The sequence below is a fragment of the Paenibacillus vortex V453 genome (assembly GCF_000193415.1).
GTDB classification, from domain to species: domain Bacteria; phylum Bacillota; class Bacilli; order Paenibacillales; family Paenibacillaceae; genus Paenibacillus_AQ; species Paenibacillus_AQ glucanolyticus.
The window spans coordinates 150,695-168,428 of record NZ_ADHJ01000023.1 but is presented as its reverse complement, the minus strand read 5'-3'; the positions used below and the strand labels follow the sequence as shown (position 1 = coordinate 168,428).

General features: G+C 47.0%; 16 protein-coding genes and 1 pseudogene. 3 read left to right on the top strand and 14 right to left on the bottom strand.

Translation table 11 applies throughout. The annotated features are described in order from the left end of the window. The 3 genes and pseudogenes from PVOR_RS14395 to PVOR_RS14385 form a co-directional block, all read right to left on the bottom strand. The gene (locus tag PVOR_RS14395) at positions 1 to 1,005 is read right to left on the bottom strand and encodes a FecCD family ABC transporter permease (protein ID WP_006210027.1); all 1,005 of its coding nucleotides are present in this window, start codon (positions 1,003 to 1,005) and stop codon (positions 1 to 3) included. A gap of 369 nt (positions 1,006 to 1,374) precedes the next feature. Next, positions 1,375 to 1,846, bottom strand: a pseudogene (locus PVOR_RS14390) (GNAT family N-acetyltransferase). 179 nt (positions 1,847 to 2,025) lie between these two features. Further along, positions 2,026 to 2,439: a YugN-like family protein gene (locus PVOR_RS14385; RefSeq protein WP_006210025.1), complete on the bottom strand. Its 414-nt coding sequence runs from the start codon at positions 2,437 to 2,439 to the stop codon at positions 2,026 to 2,028. Between the two features lie 128 nt (positions 2,440 to 2,567). Here PVOR_RS14385 and PVOR_RS14380 point away from each other — a divergent pair, with 128 nt between their 5' ends. The 3 genes from PVOR_RS14380 (at position 2,568) to PVOR_RS14370 (ending at position 6,700) form a co-directional block, all read left to right on the top strand. Continuing rightward, complete coding sequence (locus PVOR_RS14380) at positions 2,568 to 3,155, top strand: TetR/AcrR family transcriptional regulator (RefSeq protein ID WP_234972901.1); 588 nt, start codon at positions 2,568 to 2,570, stop codon at positions 3,153 to 3,155. A gap of 38 nt (positions 3,156 to 3,193) precedes the next feature. Beyond that, entirely contained in the window at positions 3,194 to 4,555 is a 1,362-nt protein-coding gene (locus PVOR_RS14375; protein ID WP_006210022.1) for an MATE family efflux transporter, read from the top strand. Between the two features lie 369 nt (positions 4,556 to 4,924). Continuing rightward, the gene (locus tag PVOR_RS14370) at positions 4,925 to 6,700 is read left to right on the top strand and encodes a hypothetical protein (protein ID WP_006210021.1); all 1,776 of its coding nucleotides are present in this window, start codon (positions 4,925 to 4,927) and stop codon (positions 6,698 to 6,700) included. Positions 6,701 to 6,777: 77 nt separating this feature from the next. On the opposite strand, the gene PVOR_RS14365 is transcribed toward PVOR_RS14370, so the two are convergent. The 11 genes from PVOR_RS14365 to PVOR_RS31760 form a co-directional block, all read right to left on the bottom strand. Further along, on the bottom strand, positions 6,778 to 9,702 hold the full coding sequence (locus PVOR_RS14365) for a hypothetical protein (protein ID WP_006210020.1): 2,925 nt from the start codon (positions 9,700 to 9,702) through the stop codon (positions 6,778 to 6,780). 177 nt (positions 9,703 to 9,879) lie between these two features. Continuing rightward, complete coding sequence (locus PVOR_RS14360; protein ID WP_040680619.1) at positions 9,880 to 11,277, bottom strand: ABC transporter substrate-binding protein; 1,398 nt, start codon at positions 11,275 to 11,277, stop codon at positions 9,880 to 9,882. After that, positions 11,264 to 11,581 carry a hypothetical protein gene (locus PVOR_RS14355; RefSeq protein ID WP_160163998.1) on the bottom strand — a complete coding sequence of 106 codons (318 nt, stop codon included), beginning with the start codon at positions 11,579 to 11,581 and terminating at the stop codon, positions 11,264 to 11,266. The genes PVOR_RS14360 and PVOR_RS14355 overlap by 14 nt, the downstream gene beginning before the upstream one ends. 88 nt (positions 11,582 to 11,669) lie before the next feature. Further along, on the bottom strand, positions 11,670 to 12,647 hold the full coding sequence (locus PVOR_RS14350; RefSeq protein WP_006210017.1) for an ABC transporter permease: 978 nt from the start codon (positions 12,645 to 12,647) through the stop codon (positions 11,670 to 11,672). Positions 12,648 to 12,652: 5 nt separating this feature from the next. Continuing rightward, complete coding sequence (locus PVOR_RS14345) at positions 12,653 to 13,762, bottom strand: efflux RND transporter periplasmic adaptor subunit (protein ID WP_419144511.1); 1,110 nt, start codon at positions 13,760 to 13,762, stop codon at positions 12,653 to 12,655. Continuing rightward, positions 13,725 to 13,853, bottom strand: coding sequence for a hypothetical protein (locus tag PVOR_RS32535; protein WP_268741793.1), 129 nt, complete (start codon positions 13,851 to 13,853; stop codon positions 13,725 to 13,727). The genes PVOR_RS14345 and PVOR_RS32535 overlap by 38 nt, the downstream gene beginning before the upstream one ends. Before the next feature lie 14 nt (positions 13,854 to 13,867). Further along, positions 13,868 to 14,794 (bottom strand): carbohydrate ABC transporter permease, encoded by a 927-nt coding sequence (locus PVOR_RS14340; protein WP_006210015.1) that lies wholly within the window; start codon positions 14,792 to 14,794, stop codon positions 13,868 to 13,870. 38 nt (positions 14,795 to 14,832) lie between these two features. After that, positions 14,833 to 15,723 carry a carbohydrate ABC transporter permease gene (locus PVOR_RS14335; RefSeq protein WP_006210014.1) on the bottom strand — a complete coding sequence of 297 codons (891 nt, stop codon included), beginning with the start codon at positions 15,721 to 15,723 and terminating at the stop codon, positions 14,833 to 14,835. After that, the gene (locus PVOR_RS14330) at positions 15,710 to 15,928 is read right to left on the bottom strand and encodes a hypothetical protein (RefSeq protein ID WP_036642719.1); all 219 of its coding nucleotides are present in this window, start codon (positions 15,926 to 15,928) and stop codon (positions 15,710 to 15,712) included. The genes PVOR_RS14335 and PVOR_RS14330 overlap by 14 nt, the downstream gene beginning before the upstream one ends. Before the next feature lie 527 nt (positions 15,929 to 16,455). Continuing rightward, positions 16,456 to 17,223, bottom strand: coding sequence for a hypothetical protein (locus tag PVOR_RS14325; RefSeq protein ID WP_006210012.1), 768 nt, complete (start codon positions 17,221 to 17,223; stop codon positions 16,456 to 16,458). Then, on the bottom strand, positions 17,220 to 17,732 hold the full coding sequence (locus PVOR_RS31760; protein ID WP_234972909.1) for a sensor histidine kinase: 513 nt from the start codon (positions 17,730 to 17,732) through the stop codon (positions 17,220 to 17,222). The genes PVOR_RS14325 and PVOR_RS31760 overlap by 4 nt, the downstream gene beginning before the upstream one ends. Positions 17,733 to 17,734: the final 2 nt, after the last annotated feature.

Genomic DNA, 17,734 nt, shown 5'->3' with positions numbered 1-17,734 from the left:
CTACAGATCACTCCTCTCTTTACGCGCAAGATAAAGAAAGAAAGGAACGCCGACCATGGCCACCATGGCCCCGATTGCGAATTCTCTTGGCGGATTGACCATACGTGCGGCAAAATCAGCCCATACCAGCAATATGGAGCCCAGAATGGCCGAGAGCATGATGATCTTCCTGTAATTCGCTCCCACAAGCCTGCGGGCGATATGGGGGACAATTAAGCCCACGAATCCGATCGATCCCGCGACTGACACAGAAGCTCCTGCTAGTACAACTGCAGCAGTCATTCCGAGAAAACGAACCCTGCTGGCTCGTACGCCCAAATTGGTCGCGGATTCATCCCCTAGTGACAAAAAGCTGATGGATCGCCCCATCATGCAGGCCCATATCGTTGCAATCAAAATGATAGGTACCAGCAGCTTGAGATGGGACCAGGTTACACCGGCTACACCTCCTGCATACCAGAAAGCCAGGTCCTGACTCAAAGCGAAATAAATCGCAATGCCCGTGCTTAACGACTGGAGTATAGCGGCAACGACAGCTCCCGCTATCGTTAACCGAATAGAGTTCAGGCCGCCTGGCGTTAGCGAACCCAGCAGCACGATAAAAACAGTAGTCATAGCTGCCCCTGCAAATGAAATAGCCATCAAGGCCGAATAAGACAAATTCGGTAAAAATGCAAAGCATAACGCCACCATGAAGGTAGAACCCGCGTTGATGCCCAGAATGCCGGTGTCGGCCATGGGATTGCGGGTTACCCCCTGCATGATTGCTCCAGCCACGGCGAACGCCATTCCGGTTATTGCTGCGCCTAATACGCGTGGCAATCGGATCTCATGAACGATCTGATGCGCCGTCAATTCCGCATCGTAATGCATGACGGCAGACCATACCGTGCCCATGGTGAGATCTTTAGCGCCATAGGAGACAGACATGAACAGGGTAAGCCCCAAGCACAGCAATGCAGCGAATAACAGCAAGATAAAGATGATATGTCTACTTCCACTCATAACAATAGATTTGAACCCCTTCTCTCCGTCCACATTGATCGATTCGTACCCAATATGATAATAATAATCATTATCATTGTAAACTATCTACCGAATATGTACATGATCTTTTTTAAGGATTGGAACTTGCAATCGTTCTTTGTGATGACCTGATGATTTCATATCCCTATTTCTCCAACCTTTTGAACTGAGAATCGTTATCATTTATATGTTCATTGTAGTTCCAGGCCCTTAGTAAGTCAATGAATTCCTCTATCAAAGAGATGCAGACTGTACCCCATTCATGGAACGCAAAAAAACCACTCCATGACCATGGAGCGGTTTTCCCATAACTGCAAAGAGAAAGGCCTATAATGTACATGATGGCGGTTATGATCCCGAAGAATTATCAGGCTGCAGATTGAGTTCCAGCCATTCATCCGTATCTTGAAAACCAAACTTCTTATATACCGGCCTACCTAGTTTGGAAGCACCGAGCCATATTTTCGAAATCCCCGCTGTTCTCGCCTCATCCACTAGTATAGATAACATACCTGGTTGCAATCCCCTGTCCGCGGTAATCTTCTCTCGTATACATATTCGTAATATAAGCCTTCTTGCCACTCTTATTCGAGTATGAAGGCGGGAAGTCATAGAACATGACGGCCCCCGTAGCAATGATCTCTTCGTTATCCTCTACGATCCACTCTATCAAAGAACCATCACTCATTTTATGGTTAAAAAAAGATAGCAATTCTGCATCGATATTCTGATAAGGCTCTATCCCCTCATCAATTAACTGCTTTTTCCTTAATTCGATCAATTGATGGATTTCATCCATGCTTGCTTTCCGATAATTCAAGCTCCCACCACCTCTGTATAATAAGCAGCCTCACCTTATCACTAAATCCTTATATATACGAACGGATAATCGAACTTATCTGTACGGAGTTTATCATATTTGAAGATCGAAGTCACCGGCAACAGCTTCAAACGTACAAAAGAGACCAAGCAAGCTTGATCTCTTAGCGTAACCTTACATTAATGCAGATACCCTGTTTCTACCTCGTTCAGCACATTTCGAGCCTGCTCCACCCACATATCATCCACAGTCGCGTCAGGGTCGATCGGTGATTGGAATTGATCAAATAGGGCACCTAACAGATGAGGTGCTGCGTGCTTATCGGTGCCTTTATTGTAAATATGACGGAACACGAACGGGCGTCCGAGTTTGATGGTCGCGTGACATCCTCCGCATTCACCATCCAGACTCCCCTTGGTTACGCGAAATGGAATCCGAAGCCACACCATCCGGTCCTGATCCAGCCTCTTATCCAGATAGCCATGCTTGTAATCCCAATTGCCGGCCAATGTAAAATCATGCTTGCATAAATAGGTGTCGATATTCACAAAACGGTCTTCGATATTCTCAAGCCTCGATTCCAAATTAATCAAATCGCTTACCTCCGGTTTTAGTTCTAGGATGGACGTGAATTCCAGGCTTTATACGGAGCGCCCCTGGGTCATTCTTGCTTTTTCAGCCCACACTTGTTATGATTACTGACGAACGTTCGTAAGGGAAGGTGATACGATTGAAAAGTGACGATATTAAGCAAGCAGCGCTCAGGCATTTCTCGACTCACGGTTATGAAGGAGCTTCTCTCTCAAAAATAGCTGAGGAAGTTGGACTGAAAAAACAGTCCCTGTATTCTCATTTTAAAAACAAGGATGATTTGTTTCTGCAGGTTCTGCGAGATGCGGGCGAAGTTGAACTGCAAACAAAGCTAACGTTTTTCAACAATCGGCAGGACCCGTCACCAGAAAAATCGTTGTATGCGTTTTTAGTTATGGTCAAGGAGCTGTTTCAGTTGGATGAGCGCATGAAATTCTGGCTGCGCATCTCCTTCTTTCCTCCGGAACACCTCTATCACCTGATCGGAAATGAAGTCCTCGCCATTGAGGATCAAGTGCGGAAGATGCTGGAGGCGAAGTTCGCAGAATGGATGAGCAAAGAGCAAATATTTGTGGAGAAACCCCGCATTCCCGCCAGTGCATTTATGGGCATTGTCGATGCTCTGATGATTGAATTGGTATATGATTCAAGCCCGGAGCGAATTAATGAGAAGTTAGAATCGGCTTGGACCGTCTTTTGGCGGGGCATTTCAAAATAAATCAAATTGTTATTCGCAATGAATTAGGAGAGTACATCATGTCAACCACGGAGCAACAGCAACAGAATATTCTTGATACACAGTCAACAGGGAAGGTATTCCTGCGTTATCTGATCCCCTCTTTAGTCGGGATGGTATTAATGGCCGTTAACATCGTTGTGGACGGCATCATGGTTGGAAACAAGCTTGGTGCCGCGGCTCTTGCAGGAGTCAATATTTCCGGGCCGGTATATACAATCTTCGTCGCGATGTCGATATTGATCGGGATCGGGGGAGCAACCCTTTATTCCCAGAGCATGGGCGCAAGGAACCCGGATCGGGCCCGCTTCATTTTTACCCATTCCGTTACGCTCATCTTATTGTTTACCATCGTTGTTGGTGGCATCGCGTTTTTATTCCATGGTCAGCTCGTTTATCTACTGGGAGCCAACGCGGAAACGGCTCCATTCGCATCGGACTATATGAATGTCTTTCTTACACTCGGATTTATCTTCACATTGGAAAATGCCTTGAGCATTTTCATCCGTAACGACGGGAATCCAACACTCGCCATGCTGGCCCTTATCGTTACGGCCGTCTCCAATGTTATCTTTAACTTTGTCATTCTGTACGTGCTTGAGCTTGGCATTCGCGAGATTGCTTTCGGCACCATTGCCGCAGCCTTCTTGGGGCTTTTGGTGTTAGGCACTCATTTTTTCAAAAAGAGCAGCAATTTGAAGCTCCAGAAATTCCGCTTCGATAAAAAGCTGTTTATCCTAACGCTCACTTTCGGTTTCCCGAGTTTTCTTGCGGAATTGGGTATTTCCGTCTTCACCATAGCCCACAACATTGTTTTCTCCAGACTTGCCGGAACCGAGGGTGTTGCCGCTTTCTCGATTGTTAATTATGTGCACGGAATTATGCTTTTGCTGTTCCTTGGCATGGGTTCTGCCATTCAGCCGCTTGTCAGTTATTATCATGGTGGTCAGAAGCATGATCGAAAGCGGGAAACGGTTCGAATTGCGACCTGGACTGCCATAGGTACGGGGGCAGCCTTTACGATGATCGGTCAAATAGCCGCAGCCCCCATTGTGAATATCTTCGGCGATTTCTCAGCCGATATTCAAAATATGGCCACTTCAGGGATTCGTATTTTCTTCATTGCTTATCTTGTTATGGGAATAAACTTTATTATGATGACCTATTTCCAATCGATCGGCAAGGTGAAAATGGCAGCATGGATCACGGCGGGCAGAGAAATCTTTTTCCTGCTTATCTTCTTATCGATCCTTCCCGCCTTATTCGGGATTCAAGCGGCGTGGCTGGCTGTTCCGATCTCGGAATTCGTCATGCTCATCACCATCATCATCTATGTGAAACGCCAAGGACATTACTTCGGTAAGCAGGGCACAATCTTATAAAGCAGGATTGTCGTCTCCCTTTTATTACAAGCCAAATTCTATGGAATCGATCGTAACCATAATATTCAAGGCAGCATGAAATTTTTTACTGCAAATTGTGATACTAGGGCAGACCAAGACTGCAAACCGCAACTTTATTCCTGAGCAGTTAGCCTTAAAATCGTTAATATTCATATAATTTATATCATTTAGTAAGATAATTCCAAATAAGAAGTAGTTCCTTTTATACCGATCATCCGTTCGATGCGTGGAATTCAGCTTGTCCCGTAAGAACAAGGGCTCATCTTTTTTTGAAACATCAATGCTATAATAACTCCGTTTACTAAATAGAGAATGGGTGGAGTTCTCACAGAGAAACGGAGGGAAAACATGAAGGTGAAAGGTTACCAGAATCTTGCCGGCCTGTTGGTTGTCATGCTTCTGGTGGGGCTTCAAACCCCGGCATACGGAGATAGTACTACGGTAAAAGCAACTTGGATATGGCAAACCGATCTGATCAAGGATGGCGGAGAAGAACTGCTGGATTTTTCCCGTGAAGAAGGAATAAATCTGATATACCTGCAGATCAATCGTCAGATGCCAGCAGAAACATATGAAGCGTTTATACAGCGTGCGCATGACGCGCAGATTGCGGTGCATGCCTTGGGAGGAGACCCCCGATGGGCATTGACCGAATATCGCAACGATATGCTCGGTCTTGTTACTTGGGTTAACGTCTATAATAATAAAGTTTCAACCAGCGCCCGATTTGACGGAATTCATCTGGATATCGAACCCTATGTGCTTGCTGAGTGGGGAACCGCGCAGGATCAGATTATCGCGGCCTGGGAACAAAACTTAACGCTGTTCCTAAGCCAGGCTTCCGGAATGGGATTAGAGCTTGGAATCGATATCCCCTTCTGGTTTGATCATTATACTTTGCCAAACGGAGTCGGCTTTAATGAATGGCTGATCGGTGCATTTGACCATGTGACAGTGATGGCGTACCGGAATCAGGTGGAATCCGAGCACGGTATCCTCGACCTGACGCGGGATGAGCTTGAGCTTGCCGGCAGGCTTGGGAAGCAGCTTCTCATTGGGGTTAATACCAAAGAGATGCCCGGTCAGGCCCATACTACCTTTTATGGACATGGAAAAGAGAGAATGAATCAAAAGCTGGAGCATCTGTCCAGCGTGCTCGATTCCTACGAGTCCTTTGGTGGAATCGCTATTCACGATATACGGAACTGGCAGAGCATGTCGGATGGAGAGGTTATCCCCCCTGGAGGAGGAAACCCAACACCTGATCCGGATCCTGACCCGGGAGAAGGCGAACGCGTCCCGGATGCGGATCCTGTTACCCGGGATCCGGTGGTAAGAGGCACTTACATATGGGAAGCCCATGAAGTGGTGCAGAACAGCCGGGAGATTCTTGATTTTGCCAAAGAAAAGAATTTGAACTGGCTCTATGTCCGATTGGATCTGGAGCAGCCCTACAGCTCTTATTCCTCTTTTGTCAAAGAAGCGGCAGAGGCCGGCATCGAGGTTCATGCTATGGGCGGCCATCCGATATGGGCGCTTGAAGAGAACAGGCCCAGAATGCTCAGACTGGTCAATTACGTGAAGAATTATAATCGTGCCGTGGAAGGCAATGAACGTTTTCACGGCATTCATCTGGACATTGAGCCTTATGTGCTGCCAGCATGGAAGGAAGATTCGCAGCAGGTCATATCCGAATGGACCGCGAATCTGGACGCCTTTGTTACGGAATTGAAGAAGGACTCCAATCTGGAAGCCAGCATGGATATGGCCGTTTGGCTGGATAAGTATAAAGTGACGGGCCAAGACATATCCCTCAGCAAATGGATGATAAATCGTATGGATCATGTATCCCTTATGGCCTTCCGGGATTCAGCCGAAGGGTCTAACGGTATCATCGCGGTATCCAGAGAAGAAATCGCGTTTGCGGATGAACTCGGCAAGCCGCTCCTGATCTCAGTGGAGATCAAAGAGAGCCATGAGGGCGACCATATTACCTTCTATGAGGAAGGCGCAGCCTACATGGAGGCAGAACTTGCGAAGCTGCCTGAATTATTGAAGGATTCTACCTCCTATACCGGAAGCATTGTTCATGCTTATACGTATTGGAAAAATGCTAAACCCTGATTAATTAAATGGATAATAGCCCTGCTGCTCTTATTGAACAGCGGGGCTATTTTTTTATGGCATATGTTATAACTCTTTTAGAATCGTCCCTCACCCCCATCGTTATCGGCTTGATTTGCTTCCGTAATTAGTGGATACGACTGGCTTCCCAGCAGTACTCTACGGCCTTGGAACTCATCGTAGAGATTCATTCGAATCGTCCCTCCGCTCAACACCTTGTGGAAGTTATTGTTGAACGTTATGGAATATGATTTATGGTTGCCTATCGTAAGGTCGGTTCCCAGCGTTAATGATGTTTCCATGGCTTTCCCTAGCGGGTCTATCATCTCCAGGATAAGTTTATGATCGTACGATCCCACGTTATATTCGCGATTTAGAGTCAGGTCGTAAATAAAATCAAGAGCAACCTTACTTTCGCTAAGGGTCCCCTCTGCTCTCGTAATGGATAGGTTATACGGGAACAATTCCACATTCCTTAAATTTGTCGCAGGCTGAATCATTCCAGGACTAAGGGCTAATCCAATCGTATTAATAGATCCCGTTGACTCCTTGCCTGGTTCCGTCAGCTTGCCGTCGGCTACGCCTTCCCCAATATGCAAGACAAGCTGTGAAGTGTTCACATCCAGCGGAATTTCACTCCACACGGTGACCAGATTTTTTCCGCCAGGGCTTACTGAGTTGGACGATTGAGTAACTTCGGCTTCATAGTATTGATTCTCAGTTGTTTTGTAGTAAGCCACCAGCTGCGATGGCTTGGATTGACGTGTTTCTGCGCTGGTCATGGCCAATTCCGTATATATCAGATTTGAGCTGCCGTCACGGTAGACGGTCGTTAGACGTTCGCGGACTTCCGCTTTCCTGCCTATCGTATCGATTTGATATGACTCGCCTGCAGCAACATGAGCCATTTCATAATCAAGTGCGCTCGCATTCAAAGTAAGAAATTTAACAGCATCCTCTCCCGTATTTTCCTGCAGCACAATCCTTAGCTGATTGAAATGGTAAGAGTACGGGACTTTGGTCAGCACATATAGTTCCACCGTTTCATTAGGAGCAAGTACCGTTATATCGTTCGGAGCGACGATTTGGGTAGTGCCGCTGAGATCCCGCATTCCCGCGTTCACCTGGGCTTTAAGGACTGGCAGTTGCACAGACGATGATGTCGTATTTCGAATTCTGATTTTAGCTGCAATTTGATCTTCATCCGTCCATGGCAGCCGGTGATAGGAACTGAGCTTTACCCCGAACGTGCCATACTGGTTCTCGACAATGCTCTCTAATCCTAAATGGTTTTTTCCTTCCTGGGCATAAGGAATTTTATAATACGCAGTAGGAAATATAATCTTATCCGTCACAGCAGGTTCTGATAATTGCAGCTGCAGCGCATTTTGTTTCAGATGTAAGGGCACATCGGCACTTAATTCAACGATCTTCTCCTCCAGTGGCTTCAAGGTAAGGTTAGCAAGTGCCCTGCTATTTACTGGAATGCTGTACCCTTCGGAAGCATTGATGGACAACTCATAAGCGGGAATCGTTATGGATTTTTCACCGATGTTTTTCATACGGAATTGAAGACTCCATTTTGCAGAATCGTTCTCTGTATAGACCGAGGCGTTTTTCAGCTGTGTTTCGATTGAATGATGGTTGATCGTAATTTTCTTGACGCCATATTCGTTTACGGGAACATAAGATGCTGCTGCCGGGAGCTTAAAGGTTTTTACTGGAAGATTCATCTTCAAGACTTCGTCTTGACGGGTATATTGCAGCATCATATTGTCGGTTCTCAGATTGGAGGGCACCTCTGCCACGTAGTAGATGGTTTTCGTTTGTTGCGGCTGTATCTTATAAAGACCTTCCGTATCAACTTCATCCTCAGGCAAAAGTTCGAATACCGAACCTCCTGCCGATCTCAGGTATGCTTTATGACCGGGATCACCGAGCACCTTCGTCCCCCTGTTAGAGAGATTAACCCCTACCTTCAGGTACACCTTCCCATTCAGTTTCAGTCTCTGTAAACTCTCTGCCCTGGTCATTACAGGCAACTGATCCATCATGATCTTAATGCCCTGGCCTTTGGCTACAGGATTGTCAGGGGCTGCCGCAGGAAGCTTGAAGGATCCGACCGGGAGATTTATATTCAAGGCTGCCTCTTCCTGGGCAAATTGAAGGATCATACGATCCGTTTTCACATAGGAAGGAATCTCCGTCCAATAGTACATCATTCTCTTCTCCCGAGGCTTGATTTGGTAACGGCTGCTGGTTTCATCTGGCAAGAGCTCAAATACCGAACCTCCAGCTGATTTCAAGTATGCCTTATAACCGAGATCTTCCAGTACCTTCGTCCCCCCGTTCGTGAGACTGACCCCTACCTTCATGTATACCTTCCCATTGTATTCCATTTTCTGCAGACTTTCCGCCCTGATCAGGACAGGCAGGTTATTCATGGAAATTTTCTTGCTTTGGCCTATTGGAACGATGGATGAATATTGGTTAGGGATCGTAAAACTCCCCAATCTTTTCTGGTAATTACTGCTGCTGAAATCCCACCCGAATAGGGACACCTCCACTCCGCTTGTCTTTGTGGACTTGCCGATATTCACATAGTACGTTATGGATATGCTCCTCTTTGCAGGCACTATCTTTGGGGTTGAGTCACTCGAAACAGGTTTGCCTTGCATGGTCGATCCGCCTGTCGTGGTAACCTCCGAGAAATAATCAATGAGATCCACATTACTTCCGCTACTGTTACTGTAACGAAGTGTATATATGAGGATATTCCCACTCGGCTGTGCAAAAATGTCCATATCCATCAGTTTCACGGTGACATTGCGCTTTAAACTGACCGGGGCGAGTTCATCCAGCGTGAACAATGACGCTGCTGTAATAGACTTGGAAACGGACGAAGCTGACATGGATGCCCCGTAAACTCCATTGGCCGTGAATGGAATTAATACCGCAGCGCTAAACAGAATGGCCACATACGTCTTTCTTGGCTTGTACATAAAGATACCTCCAGTTGAAAACAATGAATGAAATCAATTTTCGATTTTCCCTCTTACTTGAAACATGAAGCAGCGCACGATGTGGGCTGCTTCATGTTTCATCAACCTGTTCGTTTAAATAGATTGCCGTCCGGTGTTGACTTGCCCGTGACCCATTGAAGTCATTGGCCAATATGATTATTCTTCCATGTACAGTGTAATTTTGTTTTGTAGTGTTTTGGCTACGTCCTCAGCAGTTTTTTCGCCTTTAAAGAATAGTACTGTTTCTTCCATCACAAGGTCGTTGATTTTGGGTTCGATTCCGCCATAACGCGCCAGCTGAGGTATAATCTCCTTCGCTTTTGCGACTTCTTCCGTTGACAGCTTATTCTCTCCCGCTGTCTCAAGCGCGCTGATTTGCGTCTCGGCGGTTTTTTTGTTGACCGGCAGACCTTGCAAATCCTGCTCTGATTGCATCTCTTCCGATAGAAGAAATTTAAGGAAGTCCCATGCCTTGTCCTTATTATTCGACTTTTCATTCATCGCAAGCAGCATGCCTACTCGAAATGAATTACCTTTGCCGCCGTCCTCTATAGGCGGCATGAACACCTGTGGGTCGGCGAACAGCATTTTCCCAAAGTTAAGCGACTCAAATCGTTGCAGCTTGGATTTAACGAAAGCTTCCTTCAAATTCAGACTCTCGCCCGCTTTGCCCGATCTGGTTCCGTATGACTCAGGTTCCTGAAGAATCTCGTTGTCGTAATAGGATTTGATTTCGTTCAGCAAACCGATGAATTCAGGGCTGTCAAAACTGGCTTTTTTCTCGTTCAGGTTCATAAACTTGTCGATATTTTCACCAACTCTTTCACTGGTGAAATATTCAGGCACAACGTATTGTACAACTGGATCTTCGCCTTGCTTGGCAAGCTCTCCCAGCTTTTCGGAAAATTGAGCCCAGGTCCATGAATTCGGATCAAGCTCCAAGTCAATAATCCGTTTTTTATTCCCAAACCATATATCCGGAACGACGTTTGGAGCAATCGCATACAAGCCATCCTTATATTTAAGCGCGTCAAAAATGTTCATGTAATAATCTTCGTCGTTAAAACCCTTTTCTTCTGTCATATAAGACTGCAAATCAACCAGCAGATTTTTATCAGCGTATTTGGTATACGCCAGCGAATCAACCATAATAAGATCGGCAGCATTGCCGTTCATCAGCTCCGTATTGACGGTAGTGACATGCTTCTCCACTGCAGCCGGATCGTATCCGACCGGACGCGAGGGCGCCATAGCCCCGCCTTGTGGTTTGGGAGTTTCGTAGGATTGTTTCAATTCAATCGTAACGCCGGGATTGGCCGCTTCATATTTCTCTTTCGCCAGCTCCAGGAATCGGTTGGACGTAACGACCGATACGGTAATGACATTGGATCCCGAGCTGCTCTCGCCTGAACCCTGCTCCGCGCTTTGAGAACCGCTGGCAGAGCCCACTGCCGGGGTATTGGATCCCGAGCTGCAGGCCGATAAGGCAACTGCACTTGCCAGAATACATAAGACTATACCTTTTTTGCCAATCTTCCATCTAATGCTCAACATAATCATCCTCTCGATTCGGCTGCCTATAAGCTGCCATGAATAAACTAAATCCGAACAGTGAACCCCATAAGCCGGGCGAAATAAGCTGTGGCAAGCCAAGCAGCAGCAGGGCTAGACCCAGCACCAAATAACATGCAGCGATACAGTAAAACAAACGGATAAATCGATCCGAAGAGGGGAGGGCGATCATTCTCCATTCTCGAATTCCAAGCAGGAATAAGGGTAAGCCAAGCAGCAAGCCGATTGCTGCCACAACCGGGATATAGGAATTAAGCCGGTCCTCCATCAATTGATAGGGAAGCATATGTCCGAATAAAGCGGGCTGCTCCTGCCAATGCTGGAAGAGCTTTGTTTTGAAAAAGCTCAGATCAATCCATCGGCCGGGAATATACTCAGCAGGGATAGAAAAAAGAAAATCGAGCAAGCAGCACTAACACGGCTGTGCTGACGCCAATTGCAAAAAATGACAGCATCTGCTTCAGCATATAAAACCTTTCCCGTTTCATTACCTCGTTGGAGTCGCCGATCTGCAGCGCCAGCTTCATTCGGCTGTATGTGCCACCGGCGATTCTCCGCATCCACATCAGACCTAGTACAAGAGTGAGAATACCCGTCAGCGCCGGAAGCAAGCGCGGAAGCTGCTGAATCAGCCTTAAGCTTTTTTCGCCGATACGAATTTTGTAAGTTTCAACGGACAGGTTGTTATCCATCAACGCTTTATGGACTTCCGCCTCCCCGTTCAGCAGCGCATCCCCGGACGCTTCAAGCAAAATGGTTCCTACCCGAGATTCCGGGCTTAAATCGGCAAATACGGTTGACGGCAGCAGCGCCTCCGGCCTGACACCCTTGGTCATCCATTCCATCAGGTTATTTTCGGAACGGTAAATGCCAATGATTCGAAACTTCTTGTCTCGGATGAAAAGCTCTTTGCCCAAAACATCCGCAGAGCCGAACAGGTAGTCGGCCAGGCTGTCGCTAATGACAACGACCTGATCCCTGCGTTCAATAGACGCTTTTGAAATCATGCTGCCCCTATCCAGCAAGATGGACGTAAAGTCGCTATAATCCCCGCCGATTCCGGCAGTGTTAACCTCTTTCTGGCGGTTATCCGCCTTCAAAGGGAAACTTCCTTTTATGGAGTAAGCCGCTTTTCCATTCCAGGACTCGATCAGCTTATTCACCTCTTGGTCGGTGTAGCCGGCAATCCCGATTTGACCCGGAACAGAGCTTGCCTGCACCTGCAGATTAATCCGCTCGGAGCCGATCGTCCCGCCCGACTGCTGCCATGCCATGACGGCGGCTTCGGAGAACACGCTGCTGAAACACATCAGAAACATGCCGATGGCCACCAGAAAAGTAGCTAAACGCATTATCCTCACTCCGTTCCGTCTCCGTTGGATACCAGCACCCTCTTGCCTTCCTCAATCGGCTTATTGCTGGAAGTGACTACCCTATCGGACGGACCGATCCCGTCCTTGACCACGGTGTATTCCGCATCAGACTCCTCAACGGTCAGCTTGACCTTGCGAATGAAATACTCCTTGCCGAGAGAGCCCTCTCTTTCGGAAACGAGGTAGACAAATTTCCCATCTTCATTGCTCTCCCGAATTGCGCTGTTTGGAACGAGTGTTTTACCATCCTCCTCTGAACCTGCTTCTTTTGTCCATTCGAAATCCCCGGCCTCACCCCCTTCAAGTCGCTTGTCCTTAATAACAGCCACCATTTCCTTCTGATCCGCGGTCTGCTGCAGGCCTCCGCCTGGAGTGTTGTTCTGCGGGCCTTCCGGCTGGTCGAGCTTTTTTGTTTGAATGGACTGGATTTTGACCTCGAATTCGGCATCGTCCAGACTTGGAATCGTAATTTTAACGAGATCTCCAGCCTTCAAGCGTTTCGCCTGTTCATTGGTTACATCGGCTTTGAACTCGAAGCTTGTCGTTGCTACTTGGAGATTAACAACAGCAGTCCCGGGAGAGACAAGCGCGCCAACTGTGGCGAGAACCTCGGAGACAACGCCTTCCTGCGAGGAGGTCAGCACCGCGTAGTTGCTGATTTCCTCTCTCAGGCGGTCGACTTTGCGCTTCTGGGCGTCCAGATCGAGCTTGGCGCTCTCGATATCGCGGGCAAATCCGGCTGCCAGCTTGTCATCCGCAGCCTGCTTCGCTTCCTTATAGCTGGTCTGCAGCTTTTCTAGAGTGATCTGCTGTTTCTCGTAGTTCAGATGCTCCGTCTCGATCTGCTCTTCCGTATCCGACGTATCGAATCGGACAATCACCTGGCCCTTTTTGACCTTGTCACCGACCTCCACCTCCACTTTCTTCACCGGCCAAGCGCCATTCTCGGATATCACCTTGACCTCTTCCGCCGCCTCAACCGAGCCGGAGCCGTTTACGGTGAAGATGAGGCTGCCGAAGGTCGGGCTAGCAGCTGAAACCCGGGGTAGAGAGTATTCAAGGATCGTATTGGAAAATAACGTAAGCACGAGCATCATTAAAATAAATGCGACCATGATTCCACCCGTTTTTCTTTTTTTTGTATTTGCCGGAGGATCTCTCTTCGGTTAAAACTGCAGCTTCCATATCGATTCTCCTTTCTATCCTTTAACGCCTGAAAGCTGTACACCCTCGACAAGCTCCTTCTCCGCATGAAGCATAAGCAAAATCGCAGGCAGCATGTAGATGACTGATGCCGCGAACGCGAGGCCTATATCGTCCTCGCTGATATAAGCGAGATATACGGACAAGGGCTGTTTAATGGCATCTTTCAGAAAAATAAGCGGCTGTTCGACCATGTTCCAGTTGTCGATGAAGGCCAGAACCGCAAGCGCGGCTATTCCGGATCGGCACATGGGCAGCACAATCGTAAGCAGAATTCTCAAATGCCCGGCTCCGTCCATGCGGGCTGCTTCAATGTAGCTGTAGGGAACAACCTGCATGAACTGCCGCATGAGAAACACCCCGAATGCGTTGAACATGCCCGGCAGAATAATCGACCATTCCGAATTGAGCAAACCAAGTGAATTCGCCATAATATAGTTCGGCACAAGCGTAACCTGGAACGGCATCAGCATGACGACAATATAAGCGAAAAACAGCGGCTCCCTAAGGCGGAAGCGGAGCTGGGAGAAGGCGTATGCGGCTAGGACCGATAGGATGACCTGCCCGGCCACAATCGGCGCCGTCAGCCTCATGGAATTCCAGAACAGCATCAAAAACTGCGGCTGAGCTAACAGAATGTCGTAGTAGGCGTTCAACGTCGCTTTTGACGGGATCAGCTTAAGCTGGACGTACTTGTTCTCTTCCCCGATTGACTGCTGATTGTTTTGCTCCTCTTCATCGGAACTCTTGATAATCGGCTTCAGCTCGCTTTTTATTTCACTAGGCGTTTTGAAGGAATGGATCGTTGTCATCACGATTGGGAAAACAAAGACGACGACAAGCAGCGCCAGGAATGCGGTTAACACTCCTTTATATAATTTGCTGCCAAATTTCCCGCGCAGCATAATTCCGCCTGACTTCATTCGGCTCCACTCTCCTTCCAAGGCATCGAGTCGCCCTTTTATAACCACCGATTGAATCGGCGTTCTACGGTAAACAAAACAAGAACCATCAAAACAATTGCGCTTGCCATCAGAAACGCCGCAGAAGTCATTTTCTGATAATCTAGCTGCTGGAACATGTTGTTCATAAAATGCTGGAGCATGTACAGGCTTTGATGCGGATAAGGCCCTGCAAGCATATACGTTTCTCGGAATACCTTAAACGAGTTAATGATGGACATAACGAACACGAAGAAGGTCGTCGGGGTAAGATAAACGATGGTGATCGAGCGCCATTGGCGCCATCGCCCCGCTCCATCGATGCGGGCCGCTTCATAAAGATGCTCCGGTATGTTCTGCAGGCCCGCCAAAAACAGCAGCATGTTGTAACCGACATTTTTCCAAATATAGATCAAGATGACGATGAACATTGCCGACTCGCTGTCCATCCAATCAACCGGCTCCATCCCCCAAGCCTCCAGCCAGCCGTTCAGCGTCCCGTTCCGTTCGAAAAAAATTTGCCAGATCAGCACAACGGAAGCGACCGGAATGACGAGCGGCGAGATGAACGACAAGCGGAACCAGCGCTGCCCGTACACCTTGCCGTTCAGCAAGCCTGCCAACAGAAGGGAGAGCATCATATTGATCGGTACGCATAATGCGGTGAATAAAAACGAATTCCATAACGCTCGTTTGAACGAATTGTTGCTGAGCAGATCGATATAATTGCGGATACCGACGAGCTTACCGTCGATCGGCGTATCCACTAGCGAGTAATAAAAGCCAATTCCAAAGGGCAGGAAAAAAAACAAGGTCACTCCCGCTACACTCGGAATCAAAAACAAAGCGGCATATGATCCGTCGGAGCGGAAGACTCGAAGGAGACGACGACCGAAATTAATCCCATCCATCGGATGATTCCTCCTCCGGCAGCGTGATCCTAGATGCAACCCCATCTTGTTGCCCTGAATGGTCCAAATCAGCACATCGAACGTCGCTCTTCATCCATAACGGAGTCGTTGTTTCCATGTTGTTGTATGAAACGAGCGGATCAGACCGCTGAACCCTGCCGATTATAGTAATTTCCGTCAGCGATTTTCGAATCCAGTTGGGCATAGAGTAAACTTCCTTTCAAATTCCAAAATATTGTGAGTTTCTGCCCTTGCTCATCTATCGCTATTACGAATAGATTGAGCAAGATATGAAGCATAGGCCTGGGCTCCATCCCGTTACAGATGAACGCTGTTCTTTGCGGACCATAATAAGTTAAAATTGACCAGATATCTCCACTAAATGCAGTCGATCCCCCGGTACCTGTCAATAACAAGAAATATAGGCAGGCAGCAACGATCCCTATGGCTTGAAGCAATCTGCGGATGCGTCTTCCTCAGAACCGTCCTTGTGATTACATCAAATCCCCGTCATATAGCATTGTTTATAGTCTGACATTGGTGAGCGCTGTCTGAGGAAGGTTAAAACTTCTCCGTAGGTTAAACAACTTTTTAAATCTCCTCTCTATCACTACTTCGCTTATATGGACAGTATAAAACTGCGATATATGATAAGTGAGATGGAGTTGTAATGAAGTTGTAATTGTTGAAAATAGTCCGCACGCACAAAAAAAGACTAGCTGCTTTATGCAGCTAGTCTTGGTTTTGAAGGTTGACAGGCGATCTCGGATAATTCTTGAGCATTACCATCAGATCTTTGTTGAAGCCTGTAACTTTCATGCTGGTTAAATTAACTGTAATTTGATATTTCAATGAATTGTCTTTCTTACTCCTGTAATATATCTCTGCTTCATCTGCCGAGCTAAACGAGCCAAAATCCGCACTCAAATCTGATAAAGAGTAACCTTCCTTATCTTGAATAAACTTGCCCGAGGTTTCAGTTATTTTAGAAGAAGGTATATTTTTATTTATATCTACTGTTGTTTGATAGTCCGATTTCTGGAAATTAGAGATTTTCAGGACATTGCCATCTCTTGCATTCAATACGATATCGTATCCTTTTTTGCGAGTGGGAGTTATGGTCATCGTAACATAGTACAGGCCATCGGGAATATCATTCAACTCTGTTTTGGCATCCTCCCTATCCTTCTGAGATGCACGCGAGGCAATGTTTTGTTCGACCAGCTCTTTCAACTTGTTTTGATCTGCCGCCATTAGCTCAAATTGAACTTGGTTCAACGTTAATTGTTCATTGAAATACTTGTTGACCGCATTTATGCTTAATGTTTTCACGGCCTCTTGTGAAAGCACGCCTTCGTAGTTCACTTCATTGCTTTCTCGCTCATTGCTTATTTTTTTAACCATGACCTTGTCCTTCTCGATGCTGTTATAGAATCCACCGCAACCCGTCGTTAAGATCATGAACACAGCGAAAATAATAAGAAAGCTGAGCTTGTTCATTGTATCCCCCCGCCTTCTCGTTCTCCTTGATCGAAGATGAGTCTGAATGTCGTACCCTGATTCTCTTCACTACTCACTTCAAAGATGGCATGATGTATACGAGCTATGCTTTGACATATAGAAAGGCCTAAGCCCGCTCCATTGTTTCCTCTCGTTCTGCTTTTATCCGCCACATAGAACGGTTCAAAGATTTTGTCTTGATGCTCTTTGGGAATCCCGATACCCTGGTCGATGACTTCCAGCACGTATCGACTGCCGCGCCAGTATGCACGAATCGTAATGATTTGTTCTGCAGCAGATGCCTTGAGAGCATTGTCCACGAGATTGAAGATCACGATTTTTATCAAATCCTTTTCCAACAACAGACTGCCTTTTTCGCAATCGATAGCAATCGTAACGTGCTTCTCCCTAGCTTTCAACTCCATCGTAGATTTAATCTCAGCAATGATTGCTACCAGATCATGTTTTTCTAATTGATATTGATCCTCCTGAAGCAGGATCAAATCCATCA

Excerpts from the sequence above, each read along its gene's own strand:
- PVOR_RS14375 (WP_006210022.1), top strand. The coding sequence starts at position 3,194 with ATGTCAACCACGGAGCAACAGCAACAGAATATTCTTGATACACAGTCA.
- PVOR_RS14345 (WP_419144511.1), bottom strand. The coding sequence starts at position 13,762 with ATGCTCGTGCTTACGTTATTTTCCAATACGATCCTTGAATACTCTCTA.
- PVOR_RS14365 (WP_006210020.1), bottom strand. The coding sequence starts at position 9,702 with ATGTACAAGCCAAGAAAGACGTATGTGGCCATTCTGTTTAGCGCTGCG.
- PVOR_RS32535 (WP_268741793.1), bottom strand. The coding sequence starts at position 13,853 with ATGGAAGCTGCAGTTTTAACCGAAGAGAGATCCTCCGGCAAATACAAA.
- PVOR_RS14355 (WP_160163998.1), bottom strand. The coding sequence starts at position 11,581 with ATGCTTCCCTATCAATTGATGGAGGACCGGCTTAATTCCTATATCCCG.
- PVOR_RS31760 (WP_234972909.1), bottom strand. The coding sequence starts at position 17,732 with ATGGATTTGATCCTGCTTCAGGAGGATCAATATCAATTAGAAAAACAT.
- PVOR_RS14370 (WP_006210021.1), top strand. The coding sequence starts at position 4,925 with ATGAAGGTGAAAGGTTACCAGAATCTTGCCGGCCTGTTGGTTGTCATG.
- PVOR_RS14395 (WP_006210027.1), bottom strand. The coding sequence starts at position 1,005 with ATGAGTGGAAGTAGACATATCATCTTTATCTTGCTGTTATTCGCTGCA.
- PVOR_RS14335 (WP_006210014.1), bottom strand. The coding sequence starts at position 15,723 with ATGGATGGGATTAATTTCGGTCGTCGTCTCCTTCGAGTCTTCCGCTCC.
- PVOR_RS14360 (WP_040680619.1), bottom strand. The coding sequence starts at position 11,277 with ATGTTGAGCATTAGATGGAAGATTGGCAAAAAAGGTATAGTCTTATGT.
- PVOR_RS14325 (WP_006210012.1), bottom strand. The coding sequence starts at position 17,223 with ATGAACAAGCTCAGCTTTCTTATTATTTTCGCTGTGTTCATGATCTTA.
- PVOR_RS14330 (WP_036642719.1), bottom strand. The coding sequence starts at position 15,928 with ATGCCCAACTGGATTCGAAAATCGCTGACGGAAATTACTATAATCGGC.
- PVOR_RS14350 (WP_006210017.1), bottom strand. The coding sequence starts at position 12,647 with ATGCGTTTAGCTACTTTTCTGGTGGCCATCGGCATGTTTCTGATGTGT.
- PVOR_RS14340 (WP_006210015.1), bottom strand. The coding sequence starts at position 14,794 with ATGAAGTCAGGCGGAATTATGCTGCGCGGGAAATTTGGCAGCAAATTA.